Source organism: Klebsiella sp. LY (assembly GCF_004010915.1).
Classification (GTDB): domain Bacteria; phylum Pseudomonadota; class Gammaproteobacteria; order Enterobacterales; family Enterobacteriaceae; genus Klebsiella; species Klebsiella quasipneumoniae.
This window is the reverse complement of record NZ_CP022444.1, coordinates 2948348-2962226: the sequence shown is the minus strand read 5'-3', so window position 1 is coordinate 2962226 and position 13879 is coordinate 2948348. Positions and strand designations below refer to the sequence as shown.

Here is a 13879-nt window from a genome sequence, read left to right as displayed (position 1 = left end):
AGCCCCGGAGCGCGTCGTTTACTTCTGCCCGTAGTAGGCGTTCGGCCCGTGTTTACGCAGAAAATGTTTTTCCATCAGCCAGCTGTCAATCGGCTGCAGCCGCGGATTAATGCCGCGGGCAATCCACGCCATGCGCGCCACCTCTTCCATCACCACCGCATTGTGCACCGCCTCGTGGGCGTCTTTCCCCCAGGAGAACGGCCCGTGCTGATAGACGACGATCCCCGGCGTATGCAACGGGTTTGCCTCGCCCAGCGTTTCGATAATCACCTTCCCGGTGTTCAGCTCGTAGCCCTCATCCACCTCCTGCGCGCTAAGCGCCCGGGTGCAAGGGATATCGCCGAAGAAATAGTCCGCATGAGTGGTGCCGAGCGCCGGGATCGCCAGCCCCGCCTGCGCCCAGGCGGTAGCGTGCGTCGAGTGGGTATGCACCACCCCGCCAAGGCCGGGATAACGGCGATAGAGCGCCAGATGGGTAGCGGTATCAGAGGAGGGACGCCAGCGTCCTTCCACCACGTTGCCCTGCAGATCGACCACCGTCATGTCATCGACGGTCATGGCGTCGTAGGCCACGCCGCTGGGTTTGATCGCCACCAGCCCGCGCTGCCGGTCAATCGCGCTGACATTGCCCCAGGTGAAGGTCACCAGGCCGTAGCGCGGCAGATCCATATTGGCCTCGAACACCTGCTGTTTCAGTTGTTGCATTACGCCGCCTCCATCAGCCCGGCGCGGGCCATCCGCGCTTTCACCCAGTCGCGCGCCTTCGCCACTTCCGCTAGCGGATCCGCGCTGCTTTCACTCCACATCTCAATCAGATACGGGCCGCAGTAGCCGGTCTGTTTGAGGGTTGCGAAGCAGCGTTCAAAATCGACGACCCCTTCGCCGAACGGCACGTTTTTAAAGACGCCGGGCCGGGTATCTTTGACGTGCACCGCCACGATGTGCCCCATGCCGGCCTGCAGCTCCATCTGGACGTCGTTATCCCACGCCGACAGATTGCCGATATCGGGATAAAGCTGGAACCACGGATTATTCAGGTAATGGGCGTAGCCCAGCGCTTTGCTGATCGAGTTCATCAACGGGTAGTCCATAATCTCCATCGCCAGGGTTACCTGGGCCCGGCTGGCCATCTCGACGCTCTCTTTCAGGCCATCGCGAAAGCGGCGCCGCGTCTCATCGTTCGCCTGCTGGTAATAGACGTCGTAACCTGCCAGCTGGATCACCCGGATCCCGACATCCTGCGCCAGCTGGATGGCTTTGCGCATGATTTCCAGCCCCTGAAGACGCACCGCGTCATCTTCGCTGCCCAGTGGAAAACGGCGATGGGCGCTCAGGCACATCGATGGCACCCGGACGCCGGTTTCGGCCACCGCCTTGACCAGCGCCAGACGCTGCTCCGGGCTCCAGTCCAGCCGCGCAAGGCGAGCGTCCGTTTCATCGAGGGACATTTCCACAAAATCAAAGCCCAGCGCTTTCGCCAGCTTTAGCCGCTCCAGCCAGCACTCCCCGGCGGGGAGCGCTTTTTCATAGATGCCGAGCGGAATTTGTTTCGCCAACATAGCCGCTCCTTAACCCCACAGCTGGGCGATAGAGCGTTTAAACTGGCGCGCCGCTTCCACCGGCGAAGCGGCATCGCGGATGCTGCGCCCGGCAATAAAGACGTGGATGGGGATGCCAGCGAACAGCGGCAGGTCCTCCAGCGCCAGGCCGCCGGTGACGGTCACTTTGAAGCCCATATCGGACAGACGCTTAATTGCGCTGATATCCGCCTCGCTCCACGCCACGCCCGCCGCCTGCGCGTCGCGGCTGCGGTGATAGACCACCTGCTGGATGCCCGCCTCGCACCATGCCTGCGCCTGCTCCCAGGTCCAGAAGCCGGTTAGCTCGATCTGAACGTCGCCGTTGAACTCTTTGGCGACATCCAGCGCCCCTTTGGCGGTATTGATATCGGCGCAGCAGATCACCGTGACCCAGTCGGCGTTGGCTTCAAAGCACATCCGCGACAGAATCTTGCCGGCGTCGGCGATTTTGGCGTCCGCCAGCACAATTTTATGCGGGTACAGCGCTTTCAGATCGCGCACCGCACGCACCCCTTCCCCGACGCAAAGGATGGTGCCGACTTCAATGATATCCACCTCTTCGGCGATCAGGCGGGTGGTCTCGTAGGCGCTGGCCAGCGTTTGGTTGTCCAGTGCGACCTGTAACATAGGTAATGACATGATAGTGTTCCTTTTAAACAGCCGCCGCGGTGGCGTTTTTAATTAAATCCAGCACTTCCTGCTCGCTGCGACAGGCGCGTAAACGGTCGAAATTGGCTTCATCATCAAACAGGTTAACGATCTGCATGATGCCCACTTCCTGGTGGGTGGTGGCGTCAACCGCCGCCATGGTGATCAGGATGTCGACCGGGTCGTTATCTTCGTGGTTGAAAATTAGCGGTTTCTTTAGCGTGACCAGCGCAAAGCCGGTTTTTTTGACGCCCTCTTCCGGCCGCCCGTGCGGCATGGCTAATCCCGGAGCGATCACAAAATAGGGGCCGTGCTGCGCGACGCCGTCGAGGATTGCCTGGTAGTAGCGCGGTTCCACGACGTCGGCGGCCACCAGCAGATCGACGCCGATTTTTACCGCCTCCTGCCAGGTTTCCGCTTCCGCCTGCAGGCGGATGGAGTGGTTCTGCGCCAGCGATTCATGAAGTTTCATGGCCGCTCCTTATTTCACGTCCTGCGGGAAGTGAGCTTTAATCACCTCCAGCAGCTTGGGACCGAAATCCGCTGGCGAAAGCATGTTACGCACGCCCACCACATGTTTATTACCGGAGACGGTAATCTCCCCCGCGATATGGGTTGAAGCGATGATGATATCCGCGCCGTTCAGCTCGCTTTTGTATTCACCTACCGCGCAGCTGTTTACCGTGTGGTCGATGTTGGATTGCGTCAGAAACTGGTCCACCTTCATTTTCATGATCATGGAACTGCCTTGCCCGTTACCACACACAGCCAGAATACGTACGGTCATAATCAGAACTCCTTATTGGGCAGAGGCCTCTGCCAGTTTTTTTTCCGCGTCCTCCTCGGCGCGCAGCGCGCGGCCGGCGAAGAACATATAAGCCAGTGCAATCAGGATGATGACGGCCATAAACGCCAGCCCGACGGAGGCGAAGCCCTGCATCATCGGCGGCGCCAGAATCGACCAGTCCGCCATCCCCATCCAGGCGCTCATGCCGGTGAGTTTCACCGCCCATACGCAACCGAATATTTCAATCATGCCCATCACCAGGCAGATTTTGAGCGCCGCGCGCCAGCCGCCAAAGTGGTTGGCAAAAACGCCAATCGTCGCGTTGGAGAAGAACATAGGGATAAAACCTGGAATAATCAGAATCGGGGAGCCGACGCCGACCAGAATGCCGACGGCAATCAGCTGACCGATGGTGCCCCACATAAAGCCCCAGACCACCGCATTCGGCGCGAAGCTATAGATAGCGGCGCAGTCGATCGCCAGCACCGCCCCGGGGATCAGACGCAGCGAGATACCGTTGAAGGCTTCGGACAGCTCGGCGACGAACATCCGCACGCCCTGAGTGATGATGAAAATCGCCACCGCGAAGGAGAAACCGGTCTGCAGGATATAGACCGTCCAGTGGGTTTTACCCGCCATCGCCTGCACCACGTCAATGCCGAAAGAGAGCAGGATCGCACCGAAGAAGATAGTCATCACAATCGCGGTGGAAACAATGTTGTCGTGGAAGATGTTCAGCCAGCCGGGCAGCTTGAGGTCTTCGACGCTTTCCTCTTTTTTCCCCAGCCAGGGCGCCACTTTGTAGGCAATCCACGAGGCGAACTGCTGCTGGTGCCCGATAGAAAAACCGCAGCCGTCGGTGACCAGCTGAGTAGGCTTGTACATCATATTGGAGGTAATGCCCCAGTAGAGTGACACCAACACCGCGGTGCAGATGATGGTGGTCCACATGGAGTAGCCGAAAATAAAGAACGAGACCGCGATCAGCCCCGCCTGCTGAAACATGATATGGCCCGTCAGCATGATGGTGCGGATGCCGGTAATCCGGCGCAGCAGGACGTAACAGATATTCAGCGCCAGCGCCAGCAGCACCGCGTAGCCCACCCAGCTATACGCCTCGCCCATCCGGTCGATGGTCGCCATCATCGAGGCATAGGTGTCAGAGATGGCGCCGTTAATGCCGTACACCTCTGACATTTTCGCCACCACCGGTTTAAAGGTACTGGTGAGGATACCGGAGCCGGCTTGTAACAGCATGAAACCGATAATGGTTTTGATGGTGCCTTTGATAATCACGCTGACGCTTTTACGCAGCAGGATATAGCCCAGGCAGGTCACAATACCCAGCAGCAGCGGGGCATTAGTCATCACCTGATTAAAGAAAACGGTAAAGATGTTGTAGAGGATTGCCATAACACACTCCCGATGGTGAAGGCGCTGAACGCGCCTTACGCTCAGCATTTCTCGCTGCTCACTCTAATAATCAAAAGTAATCACAACAAGATTAAATTTGATTAAATGTGACGCACACCGCAATAATCCTTTCCTTCACTCAGGTTATTTCCATTCATTTATAATTAAACATAAATAAACATTTTAAATCATATAGATAAAACAAAAACCAAGGCACGTAAGCTGTGAAAAAGACGGGAGATCATACGTATCAGATCGCAAAAGGGATGGAAAACATGATTGCAATCTTGGAAGCACAGTGACAACATAAATCAAAACCAATCAAATAATGATTACTTTTGAAAATACACGAGGAAGACCGCGATGAGTAAAGTACAGACCATCACCCGTGAATCATGGATCCTGAACACCTTTCCGGAATGGGGTAGCTGGCTGAATGAAGAGATTGAGCAGGAGCAGGTTGCGCCCGGCACCTTCGCCATGTGGTGGCTGGGCTGTACCGGCATCTGGTTGAAATCCGAAGGCGGCGCCAACGTCTGCGTCGATTTCTGGTGCGGCACCGGCAAGCAGAGCCACGGCAATCCATTGATGAAAACCGGCCATCAGATGCAGCGGATGGCAGGGGTGAAGAAACTGCAGCCGAACCTGCGCACCACGCCGTTCGTGCTCGATCCGTTCGCCATTCGCCAGATTGACGCCGTACTGGCGACCCATGATCATAACGATCATATTGACGTCAACGTCGCCGCCGCCGTCATGCAGAACTGCCCGGCCGATGTGCCGTTTATCGGCCCGAAAACCTGCGTCGATATGTGGATCGGCTGGGGCGTGCCGAAAGCGCGCTGTATCGTCATGAAGCCCGGCGATGTCGTGAAGATTAAGGACATTGAGATCCACGCGCTCGACGCGTTCGACCGTACCGCGCTGATCACCCTCCCGGCGGATCAAAAAGCCGCCGGCGTGCTGCCGGACGGGATGGACCAGCGCGCGGTCAACTATCTGTTTAAAACACCGGGCGGCAACCTGTACCACAGCGGCGATTCCCACTACTCCAACTATTACGCGAAGCATGGCAACGAGCATCAGATTGACGTCGCCCTCGGCTCGTATGGCGAGAACCCGCGGGGGATCACCGACAAAATGACCAGCGCCGATATCCTGCGCATGGCAGAGTCGCTCAACGCGAAGGTGGTGATCCCGTTCCACCATGATATCTGGTCGAACTTTCAGGCCGATCCGCAGGAGATCCGCATCCTGTGGGAGATGAAAAAAGATCGTCTGAAGTACGGCTTCAAGCCGTTTATCTGGCAGGTCGGCGGCAAATTTACCTGGCCGCTGGATAAAGACAATTTCGAATATCACTACCCGCGCGGCTTCGACGACTGCTTCACCATCGAGCCGGATCTGCCGTTCAAATCCTTCCTGTAAACCGCCTCCGGCAGGCCCTGCCTGCCGGAAATACCCCGCCTGAGGGTTAGTATTTTCACATGATTTCAAATATCATCTTTGCCGTTCACTTTTAATCGGATTCGCTCATGACGGAAGCGCAAAGGCACCAAATTCTGCTGGATCTGCTCGCCCAAACGGGGTTTGTTACCGTAGAGCAGGTGATGTCGCGGCTCGGGATCTCACCCGCAACGGCCCGACGTGATATCAACAAGCTGGATGAAAGCGGCAAACTGAAAAAGGTACGCAATGGCGCGGAAGCCATTAGCGAGCAGCGCCCCCGCTGGACGCCGATGAATATCCACCAGGCGCAGAATCTGGATGAAAAAGTGCGTATTGCGCGCGCCGCTTCGCAACTGATCGCGCCGGGTGAGAGCATCGTCATCAACTGCGGCTCCACCGCCTTTCTGCTGGGGCGTGAACTGTGCGGCAAACCGGTGCAGATCATCACTAACTATCTGCCGCTGGCCAACTACCTGATCGACCAGGAACACGACAGCGTGATTATCATGGGCGGGCAGTACAACCGCAGCCACGCCATCACCCTCAGCCCCCACGGCAGTGAAAACAGCCTCTATGCCGGGCACTGGATGTTCACCAGCGGCAAAGGGTTAACCGCCGAGGGGTTATACAAAACAGATATGTTGACCGCCATGGCCGAGCAGAAAATGCTCAGCGTGGTCGGCAAGCTGGCGGTGCTGGTCGACAGCAGCAAGATCGGCGAGCGCGCCGGAATGCTATTCAGCCAGGCCGGGCAAATTGACGTGGTGATCACCGGCAAACAGGCCGATGCCGCGATCCTCAAGCAGCTTGAGGACCAGGGCGTCAGCGTGATCCGCGTTTAAAGATGCTGCTGAAAAAAGGCGACCGTCGTGGCCAGCGCCTCCGGGGTGATGCGATGGCGGACGCCTTTCTGCCAGACGCAGGTCAGCCTGGCTGCAAGGTCGCTCTGCCTGAGCGCTTGCTCAAGACGGAAGGTCTCTTCCGGCGGCACCACGTCGTCGGCATCGCCATGCCAGAGCAACAGCGGCCGCCGGGCGAGCGACGCCAGCTGATGGCTGACATCCCATTCGCTGAGGCTGTCGCCATCAAAGCCAGGCGAGGGAAACAGGGTTTGCGACAGCGAACGAAAATAGCCTGATCCCATCAGGCAGGCGACGCTGTTCAGCTCGGGATGGTGCGTCATGATACCCAGGGCCGTCATTCCCCCCATCGACGCCCCCGCCACCGCCAGTCGCTCTCCTTCCAGCCAGCCTTCGGCGATAATCGCCTCGCGCAGCGCGGGAAACTCGCTGAAATTCTGCTGCAGGATCGGCCAGAAGCGCTGCATCCGCCCGGTCTCATCACCGTGATAGCGCGCGCCATGCTCCGGCGCGTCCGGCATAATCACCCGGAAACCCGCCTGGGCCAGCGCCACCGCAAAGTAGCTGTAAACCAGTTTCGACGAGGTAAAGCCATGATAAAAGACGATACAGGGCAGTGGTTTGTCCAGACTCTCCTGCGGGCAGGCATGCAAAATTTCGCCACCGCCGAGGTTGCGCATTTCTAGTGCAATCATTTATCGTCTCCCTTCTCTATTGTGGTTAGGCGGCATGGGAAAATGCATTCACCAGGCAACCCAGTTTGCTACGATTCATAATGTTGAGAACCCGGTTACGCTTTCACAACATTTTCATTCGAAAATCGCGTCAGAGATAACAGTTCGGGAACATTCCCCGGAAATCCTGTTAAGGCTACCACTACACTATCACTATCAGGAAACGAGATATGGTTATGCGCAGGTTGTCTCCGTGGTTACTGGCTATCGTCCTCAGCGGGTGTAGTGCTTTGCAGGGAACGCCGGAAGCCCCGCCGCCCGCCACCGACCATCCGCAGGAAATCCAGCGCAACCAGACGGCTGGCCTGCAGAAAATGGCTACGGTGAGCGTACTGATGTACGGTTCGCCGATGGATGTCGAAGCGGCGCTGAAGGCCAAAGCAGAAGCGGCCAAAGCCGATTACTACGTCATCATCATGATCGATGACACCATGGTACCCGGCCAGTGGTATTCGCAGGCGATCCTCTATCGTCGATGACGAGGCGGCGTCTTTAAATCTGCTTTACACAGCTTTGCGTCCATTCACGTTCTCCTGTGCATAATAACGTTCGGCCAGCCACCTGGCAGGACGTTAGCAACGGACTGCCCTTGGGACTACGTGAAATGGAGCTGACGATGAAACGATCTTTTACCCTATCCAGCCTGCTGTTAACCACTGCGACGGCCAACACGTCCGCGCAGTCAGCCGAATTCGCCAGCGCGGATTGCGTTACCGGCCTGAATGAAATCGGTCTGATCTCCGTCGCTAATCTTTCCGGCAGCCAACAGGATGTGGAGCACGCCATTGCCCGCAAAGCGGACGAGCAAGGCGCCTCCTGGTATCGCATTATTCAGATGTACGAGGAGCAACAGCCGGACAGCTGGCGCGTGCAGGCCATTCTCTACGCCTGAGGCGCCTGGCGCCCCCGCCCCATGGCCCGCAGCAGCAGGTCGTCGAGGGTCGGCGCGTCAAGACGTATGCCGCCGCGCGTGTCGAGCATCATCCGGCACCAGGCTTCGGCCAGCGGCGGCGAAGCGAAACGCAGCATCTGCGACCCCGCCCCCAGACGATAGACCAGCCGGGCAATCTCTCTGCCCTGCTCTTCGGCGGGTCGTTTCAGCAATTGCTGCAGCTGACGCCATGCGCGGTCGAGATGGCGGTTCTGTCCTTTCACCTCCGCACACTCCGCGGCCAGCAGCTCCATCGCCGCCGGCTGCTTGCTCAGTACCCGCATCACATCGAGGCACATAATATTGCCGGAGCCTTCCCAGATGCTATTGACCGGCATCTCGCGATACAACCGCGGCAACTCACTCTCCTCGCAATAGCCGATCCCTCCCAGGACTTCCATCGCCTCAGCGACAAACGGGATACCGGCCTTGCAGATGGCAAACTTGGCCGCAGGCGTAAACAGACGCGCCCAGGCACTTTCCCGGGCATCATCCCGACGGTCCCAGGCTCGCGCCAGACGAAACAGAAACGCGGTCTGTCCTTCAAGACGGAGCGCCATTTGCCCCAGCAGCTGGCGCATCATCGGCTGATCGACCAGATTTTTACCGAACGCCTGACGCTGTAGCGCATGATACAGCGCTACCGAGAAGGCCCGGCGCATCAGGGCATGGCTGCCCAGCGCGCAGTCAAAGCGGGTGAGACCGCCCATCCTGAGGATCTGCCGCACGCCGTCGCCCTCGTCGCCCACCAGCCAGCCGCAGGCGTCATAAAACTCCACTTCGCTACTGGCGTTGGAGCGGTTGCCGAGCTTCTCTTTTAAGCGCTCCAGACGCACCCCGTTGCGCTGCCCGTCGGGCAGCAGGCGCGGCACAAAGAAGCACGACAGACCCGCAGGCGCCTGGGCCAGCACCAGGTGCGCATCGCTCTGCGGCACCGAGAAAAACCATTTGTGTCCCACCAGCCGGTAAAACCCTTCCGCTGTTTTCTCCGCGCGGGTGGTATTGCTCAGCACATCGGAGCCCCCTTGCTTCTCGGTCATCCCCATGCCAATCAGCAGACCGCGCTTCTGGTCGCCCGGCGCAAGGTGGGGATCGTAACGGTCGCTCAGCAGCGGCGACAGCCAGTCGCCAAAAGGCGCGGGCAGGGCGTGCTGCAGCAGGGGCGTCGCGGCGAAAGTCATGGTAATCGGACACAGCGTTCCGGCCTCTACCTGGGCGTGAAGCAGAAAGCGAGCGGCGCGCGCGACAAACGCGCCTTCACGGGCATCCTCCTGCCAGGCAAGATTATGCACCCGGTTCGCGCACAGCCCCTGCATCAGCAGGTGCCAGGCGGGGTGGAAGCGAACGTCGTCCAGTCGGGCGCCGGTGGCGTCATAGCGCAGCAGCTCCGGCGGGTTGCTGTTGGCCAGGCGTCCCAGCTCCAGCGATTCTGCGGTCCCCAGTTGCTGGCCAATGCTGGCGAGCAGATCGCCATCCCAGCCGGCACCTTCGCGGACCACCGCTTCACGTAGGGCGGTATCGGACAGGAACAGATTGCTGTTATTCAGCGGGGTCGGTTGATTAAAAACGGTGTGGGTTTGCCAGTGCATCATGTCTCCCTCCATCAATGGCGATAAGCCTAAGTATGGTTATCCGGGGGGATACTCGCCCGCGAGAGCGGTCACAAAAAAGCCATCCCGAAGGATGGCTTTTTAGTTTCGTCAGCGGGTCAGCTTAGCTGCGCTGGCGTACCGCCTCAAACAGGCAGATGCCGGTGGCCACCGAGACGTTCAGCGAAGAGACGCTGCCCGCCATCGGAATGCTGATCAGCTCATCGCAGTGCTCGCGGGTCAGGCGGCGCATGCCTTCGCCTTCCGCGCCCATCACCAGCGCCATCGGCCCGGTCATTTTGCTCTGGAACAGCGTATGGTCGGCTTCACCTGCGGTTCCAACGATCCAGACGTTCTCCTCCTGCAACAGACGCATGGTGCGCGCCAGGTTGGTGACTCGGATCAGCGGGACGTTCTCCGCCGCGCCGCAGGCCACTTTCTTCGCCGTCGCATTCAGCTGCGCGGAACGATCTTTTGGCACAATCACCGCGTGCACGCCGGCAGCATCGGCGCTGCGCAGGCAGGCGCCGAGGTTATGCGGATCGGTCACACCGTCAAGGATCAACAGGAACGGCTGATCGAGCTGCGCCAGCAGATCCGGCAGATCGTTCTCCTGATACTGACGCCCCGGCTTCACGCGGGCAATGATCCCCTGGTGTACCGCGCCTTCGCTCTTCTCATCGAGAAACTGGCGGTTGGCCAGCTGAATCACCACGCCCTGCGCTTCCAGAGCGTGGATCAGCGGCAGCAGGCGCTTATCCTCACGGCCTTTCAGAATATAAACTTCCTGAAAACGCTCAGGTGCGCGCTCCAGCAGTGCCTGCACCGCATGGATGCCGTAAATCATTTCACTCATTGATGTACTCGTTTTAGGTTCTGTTATCCGCCCTTCACCCCGTCCTGCGTCAGCAGACTTCAGAATGAAGGGTGGTCAATCACTCGGCGCTCTTCTTCTTTGCCGCGCGCTTGGCTTTGGTGGCGGCGGCGATTTTCTGCGTTTTCGCCGACGGTTTTTTCGCTTTCTTCTCGCCTTTCGGCTTCGCTTTCGCCTGGTCTTTTTCTTTGCGGAACGCGCTGTCTGGCTCGAAGTTCACCTGCTTACCGACCTGACGACGACGGCCGCCCGGTTTGCCGGAGGTGCTCTTTTTCGCTTTCTCACGGGCGGTTTTGCCGACATTACGCGGCGCGCGCTCGCTGGAGATTAGGGTAAAGTCGATTTTACGCTCGTCCATGTTGACCGCTTCCACACGGACTTCCACGCGGTCGCCCAGGCGATAAGTCTGCCCGCCGGACTCGCCGATCAGACGCTGCCCCACCTGGTCGAAACGATAGTAGTCGTTATCCAGAGAGGAAACATGCACCAGGCCGTCGATAAACAGATCGTTGAGACGGACGAAGAAGCCAAAGCCGGTCACGCTGGCGATAACCCCGGAGAAGATGTTGCCTACCTGATCCTGCATGAAGTCGCACCTCAGCCAGTCGGAGACTTCGCGCGTCGCTTCATCAGCGCGGCGTTCGGTCATCGAGCAGTGCTCGCCCAGCTGCAGCATCTCTTCCATGCTGTAGTGCCAGCCGCCGGTCTCCGTGCTGTTGCCTTTATGCCCCTGCTCTTTGGCCAGCAGATATTTGATGGCGCGGTGCAGAGACAGATCCGGGTAACGACGGATCGGCGAGGTGAAGTGGGCATAGGACTGCAGCGCGAGGCCAAAGTGGCCGCGGTTTTCCGGATCGTAGACCGCCTGCTTCATCGACCGCAGGAGCATCGTCTGAAGCATCTCCGCATCCGGGCGATCGGCGATGGAGGTCAGCAGTTCGGCGTAATCGCGCGGCTCCGGCTTGTTGCCGCCAGGCAGTTCCAGCCCCAGCTCCGCCAGCACGCTGCGGAACGCGGTAATCGCCTCGGTGCTCGGCTTATCGTGAATACGGAACAGCGCCGGCTCCTGCGCCTTCTCAACGAAGCGCGCGGCGGAGATGTTCGCCAGGATCATGCACTCTTCAATCAGCTTGTGCGCATCGTTCCGCTGGGTCTGTTCGATACGCTCGATACGGCGCTCGGCGTTGAAGATGAATTTAGCTTCTTCACTTTCAAATGAGATACCGCCGCGCTCTTCGCGGGCGCCATCCAGCACCTTGTAGAGGTTATGCAGTTCTTCAATATGCTTCACCAGCGGCGCGTAGTGCTCGCGCAGCTCCTGGTCGCCCTGCAGTATATGCCACACCTTGGTATAGGTCAGGCGAGCATGTGAACTCATCACCGCTTCATAGAATTTATAACCGGTCAGACGGCCTTTTGACGAAATCGTCATCTCGCATACCATGCACAGGCGATCGACCTGCGGGTTCAGCGAGCACAGACCGTTAGACAGCACTTCCGGCAGCATCGGCACCACCTGCGACGGGAAGTAGACCGAGGTTCCGCGGCTGCGCGCTTCCGCGTCCAGCGGCGTCCCTGGACGCACGTAGTAGCTGACGTCGGCAATGGCTACCCACAGGCGCCAGCCGCCGCCGCGTTTCTTCTCGCAGTACACCGCGTCATCGAAGTCGCGGGCATCTTCGCCGTCAATGGTGACCAGCGGCAGGGAGCGCAGATCGACGCGCCCGGCTTTCGCCTCTTCCGGCACCTGCTCTTTCAGGCCGGAAACCTGATTTTCCACCGCCGGCGGCCAAACGTACGGAATTTCATGGGTGCGCAGCGCCATATCGACAGCCATGCCGGTACCCATGTTGTCGCCCAGCACTTCGACGATTTTCCCCACGGCTTTGGTGCGGCGGGTCGGGCGCTGGGTCAGCTCGACCACCACCACGTAGCCCATCCGCGCGCCCATAATCTCTTCCGGCGGGATCAGGATATCGAAGCTGAGGCGACTGTCGTCCGGGACGACGAAACCGACGCCAGCGTCGGTAAAGTAGCGGCCAACAATCTGGCTGGTTTTCGGCACCAGGACGCGGACGATGCGCGCTTCGCGGCGGCCCTTGCGGTCCGCGCCCAGCGGTTGGGCCAGCACCTGGTCGCCATGAATACAGGTTTTCATCTGCTCTGACGACAGGTACAGATCGTCTTTGCGCCCTTCAACACGCAGGAAACCATAGCCATCACGGTGACCAATAACGGTTCCTTTGAGGAGATCAAGGCGCTCCGGCAGCGCATAGCACTGACGGCGGGTGAAGACCAGCTGACCGTCGCGTTCCATCGCGCGCAGGCGGCGGCGCAGCGCTTCGGTTTGCTCTTCGCCCTCGATATTTAACTCGATGGCCAGCTCATCGCGGCTGGCGGGCTTTTCCCGTTTGGTTAAATGTTCGAGGATAAATTCCCGGCTCGGGATTGGGTTCGCGTACTTCTCAGCTTCGCGTTCCTGGAATGGATCTTGTGACATATCGGTTCCTCCGTTGTCATCTCCGGCAGAGTGGCGTCACTCCACCAGCAATAATTTATAAAGCGGTTGATTCTTCTCAACCAAATCAGCCAGCGTATAGTTATCCAGTTCCTTGAGAAAACTCTGCGCGGCTTCAGCTAGTGCCTGTTTCAGACGACAGGCTGGTGTAATGTGGCAAAACTCGCTGCTGCAGTTGACCAGCGATAAGGGTTCCAGGTCGCGTACCACGTCACCGACGCGGATCTGTCCAGCTGGTTTGCCGAGGCGAATGCCCCCGTTCTTCCCCCGCACGGCAGTCACATAGCCCATGCGACTTAACTGATTGATTATTTTAACCATATGATTACGGGAGACGCCATAGACCTCGGTTACTTCCGAGATACTGGTCATCCGTCCTTCCGGCAGCGACGCCATATAAATCAGCGCCCGTAGTCCGTAATCGGTGAAACTCGTTAACTGCACATAAACCTCAGGGAAAAGAAAACAGGGTATGTCGAGCGACATCATTATTATT

15 protein-coding genes are annotated in these 13879 nt (G+C 58.7%); 4 read left to right on the top strand and 11 right to left on the bottom strand.

Annotated elements, in window-relative coordinates; genetic code table 11:
• Nucleotides 1-18: 18 nt before the first annotated feature.
• Genes CE636_RS17385 through ulaA form a run of 6 tightly spaced genes read right to left on the bottom strand, consistent with a single transcriptional unit; the run spans nucleotide 19 to nucleotide 4428 of the window.
• Nucleotides 19-705 carry an L-ribulose-5-phosphate 4-epimerase gene (locus tag CE636_RS17385; protein WP_017900590.1) on the bottom strand — a complete coding sequence of 229 codons (687 nt, stop codon included), beginning with the start codon at nucleotides 703-705 and terminating at the stop codon, nucleotides 19-21.
• Nucleotides 705-1559: an L-ribulose-5-phosphate 3-epimerase gene (locus tag CE636_RS17380; RefSeq protein ID WP_017900591.1), complete on the bottom strand. Its 855-nt coding sequence runs from the start codon at nucleotides 1557-1559 to the stop codon at nucleotides 705-707. Before CE636_RS17380 ends, CE636_RS17385 begins: the two co-directional genes overlap by 1 nt.
• 9 nt (nucleotides 1560-1568) lie before the next feature.
• A complete protein-coding gene (gene ulaD, locus CE636_RS17375) occupies nucleotides 1569-2219 on the bottom strand; it encodes a 3-keto-L-gulonate-6-phosphate decarboxylase UlaD (protein WP_017900592.1) in 651 nt (216 codons plus the stop codon).
• A gap of 13 nt (nucleotides 2220-2232) precedes the next feature.
• Nucleotides 2233-2700 (bottom strand): PTS ascorbate transporter subunit IIA, encoded by a 468-nt coding sequence (ulaC, locus tag CE636_RS17370; protein ID WP_002885683.1) that lies wholly within the window; start codon nucleotides 2698-2700, stop codon nucleotides 2233-2235.
• Nucleotides 2701-2709: 9 nt separating this feature from the next.
• Nucleotides 2710-3015 carry a PTS ascorbate transporter subunit IIB gene (gene ulaB, locus CE636_RS17365; protein WP_002885682.1) on the bottom strand — a complete coding sequence of 102 codons (306 nt, stop codon included), beginning with the start codon at nucleotides 3013-3015 and terminating at the stop codon, nucleotides 2710-2712.
• 12 nt (nucleotides 3016-3027) lie between these two features.
• The gene (gene ulaA, locus CE636_RS17360; protein ID WP_017900593.1) at nucleotides 3028-4428 is read right to left on the bottom strand and encodes a PTS ascorbate transporter subunit IIC; all 1401 of its coding nucleotides are present in this window, start codon (nucleotides 4426-4428) and stop codon (nucleotides 3028-3030) included.
• 363 nt (nucleotides 4429-4791) lie between these two features.
• Here ulaA and ulaG point away from each other — a divergent pair, with 363 nt between their 5' ends.
• Together ulaG and ulaR are read left to right on the top strand one after the other, a co-directional pair.
• Entirely contained in the window at nucleotides 4792-5856 is a 1065-nt protein-coding gene (gene ulaG / locus CE636_RS17355; RefSeq protein ID WP_004206454.1) for an L-ascorbate 6-phosphate lactonase, read from the top strand.
• Between the two features lie 107 nt (nucleotides 5857-5963).
• Nucleotides 5964-6719, top strand: coding sequence for an HTH-type transcriptional regulator UlaR (ulaR, locus tag CE636_RS17350; protein WP_004206453.1), 756 nt, complete (start codon nucleotides 5964-5966; stop codon nucleotides 6717-6719).
• Here the strand turns inward: ulaR and yjfP are convergent.
• Nucleotides 6716-7432 (bottom strand): esterase, encoded by a 717-nt coding sequence (yjfP, locus tag CE636_RS17345; protein ID WP_004206452.1) that lies wholly within the window; start codon nucleotides 7430-7432, stop codon nucleotides 6716-6718. The two genes, ulaR and yjfP, sit on opposite strands and share 4 nt — an antisense overlap.
• Nucleotides 7433-7641: 209 nt before the next feature.
• On the opposite strand from yjfP, the gene bsmA reads away from it, so the two are divergent.
• Nucleotides 7642-7950 carry a biofilm peroxide resistance protein BsmA gene (gene bsmA / locus CE636_RS17340; RefSeq protein ID WP_004206451.1) on the top strand — a complete coding sequence of 103 codons (309 nt, stop codon included), beginning with the start codon at nucleotides 7642-7644 and terminating at the stop codon, nucleotides 7948-7950.
• Between the two features lie 137 nt (nucleotides 7951-8087).
• Entirely contained in the window at nucleotides 8088-8363 is a 276-nt protein-coding gene (yjfN, locus tag CE636_RS17335) for a DUF1471 family protease activator YjfN (protein ID WP_004206450.1), read from the top strand.
• Here the strand turns inward: yjfN and CE636_RS17330 are convergent.
• The 4 genes from CE636_RS17330 to nsrR all read right to left on the bottom strand — a co-directional run bounded on the left by CE636_RS17330 (nucleotide 8354) and on the right by nsrR (nucleotide 13827).
• Nucleotides 8354-9991, bottom strand: a complete 1638-nt coding sequence (locus tag CE636_RS17330) for an isovaleryl-CoA dehydrogenase (RefSeq protein ID WP_025999272.1) — start codon at nucleotides 9989-9991, stop codon at nucleotides 8354-8356. The two genes, yjfN and CE636_RS17330, sit on opposite strands and share 10 nt — an antisense overlap.
• 124 nt (nucleotides 9992-10115) lie before the next feature.
• Nucleotides 10116-10847, bottom strand: coding sequence for a 23S rRNA (guanosine(2251)-2'-O)-methyltransferase RlmB (gene rlmB / locus CE636_RS17325; protein ID WP_002885669.1), 732 nt, complete (start codon nucleotides 10845-10847; stop codon nucleotides 10116-10118).
• Nucleotides 10848-10926: 79 nt separating this feature from the next.
• Complete coding sequence (rnr, locus tag CE636_RS17320; RefSeq protein WP_017900596.1) at nucleotides 10927-13365, bottom strand: ribonuclease R; 2439 nt, start codon at nucleotides 13363-13365, stop codon at nucleotides 10927-10929.
• Between the two features lie 36 nt (nucleotides 13366-13401).
• Nucleotides 13402-13827: a nitric oxide-sensing transcriptional repressor NsrR gene (gene nsrR / locus CE636_RS17315; protein WP_002885667.1), complete on the bottom strand. Its 426-nt coding sequence runs from the start codon at nucleotides 13825-13827 to the stop codon at nucleotides 13402-13404.
• Between the last annotated feature and the right edge of the window lie 52 nt (nucleotides 13828-13879).

What these genes read in the sequence shown, in the direction of transcription:
- CE636_RS17385 (WP_017900590.1), bottom strand. Translation starts at nt 705, where the DNA reads ATGCAACAACTGAAACAGCAGGTGTTCGAGGCCAATATGGATCTGCCG.
- CE636_RS17380 (WP_017900591.1), bottom strand. Translation starts at nt 1,559, where the DNA reads ATGTTGGCGAAACAAATTCCGCTCGGCATCTATGAAAAAGCGCTCCCC.
- ulaD (WP_017900592.1), bottom strand. Translation starts at nt 2,219, where the DNA reads ATGTCATTACCTATGTTACAGGTCGCACTGGACAACCAAACGCTGGCC.
- ulaC (WP_002885683.1), bottom strand. Translation starts at nt 2,700, where the DNA reads ATGAAACTTCATGAATCGCTGGCGCAGAACCACTCCATCCGCCTGCAG.
- ulaB (WP_002885682.1), bottom strand. Translation starts at nt 3,015, where the DNA reads ATGACCGTACGTATTCTGGCTGTGTGTGGTAACGGGCAAGGCAGTTCC.
- ulaA (WP_017900593.1), bottom strand. Translation starts at nt 4,428, where the DNA reads ATGGCAATCCTCTACAACATCTTTACCGTTTTCTTTAATCAGGTGATG.
- ulaG (WP_004206454.1), top strand. Translation starts at nt 4,792, where the DNA reads ATGAGTAAAGTACAGACCATCACCCGTGAATCATGGATCCTGAACACC.
- ulaR (WP_004206453.1), top strand. Translation starts at nt 5,964, where the DNA reads ATGACGGAAGCGCAAAGGCACCAAATTCTGCTGGATCTGCTCGCCCAA.
- yjfP (WP_004206452.1), bottom strand. Translation starts at nt 7,432, where the DNA reads ATGATTGCACTAGAAATGCGCAACCTCGGCGGTGGCGAAATTTTGCAT.
- bsmA (WP_004206451.1), top strand. Translation starts at nt 7,642, where the DNA reads ATGGTTATGCGCAGGTTGTCTCCGTGGTTACTGGCTATCGTCCTCAGC.
- yjfN (WP_004206450.1), top strand. Translation starts at nt 8,088, where the DNA reads ATGAAACGATCTTTTACCCTATCCAGCCTGCTGTTAACCACTGCGACG.
- CE636_RS17330 (WP_025999272.1), bottom strand. Translation starts at nt 9,991, where the DNA reads ATGCACTGGCAAACCCACACCGTTTTTAATCAACCGACCCCGCTGAAT.
- rlmB (WP_002885669.1), bottom strand. Translation starts at nt 10,847, where the DNA reads ATGAGTGAAATGATTTACGGCATCCATGCGGTGCAGGCACTGCTGGAG.
- rnr (WP_017900596.1), bottom strand. Translation starts at nt 13,365, where the DNA reads ATGTCACAAGATCCATTCCAGGAACGCGAAGCTGAGAAGTACGCGAAC.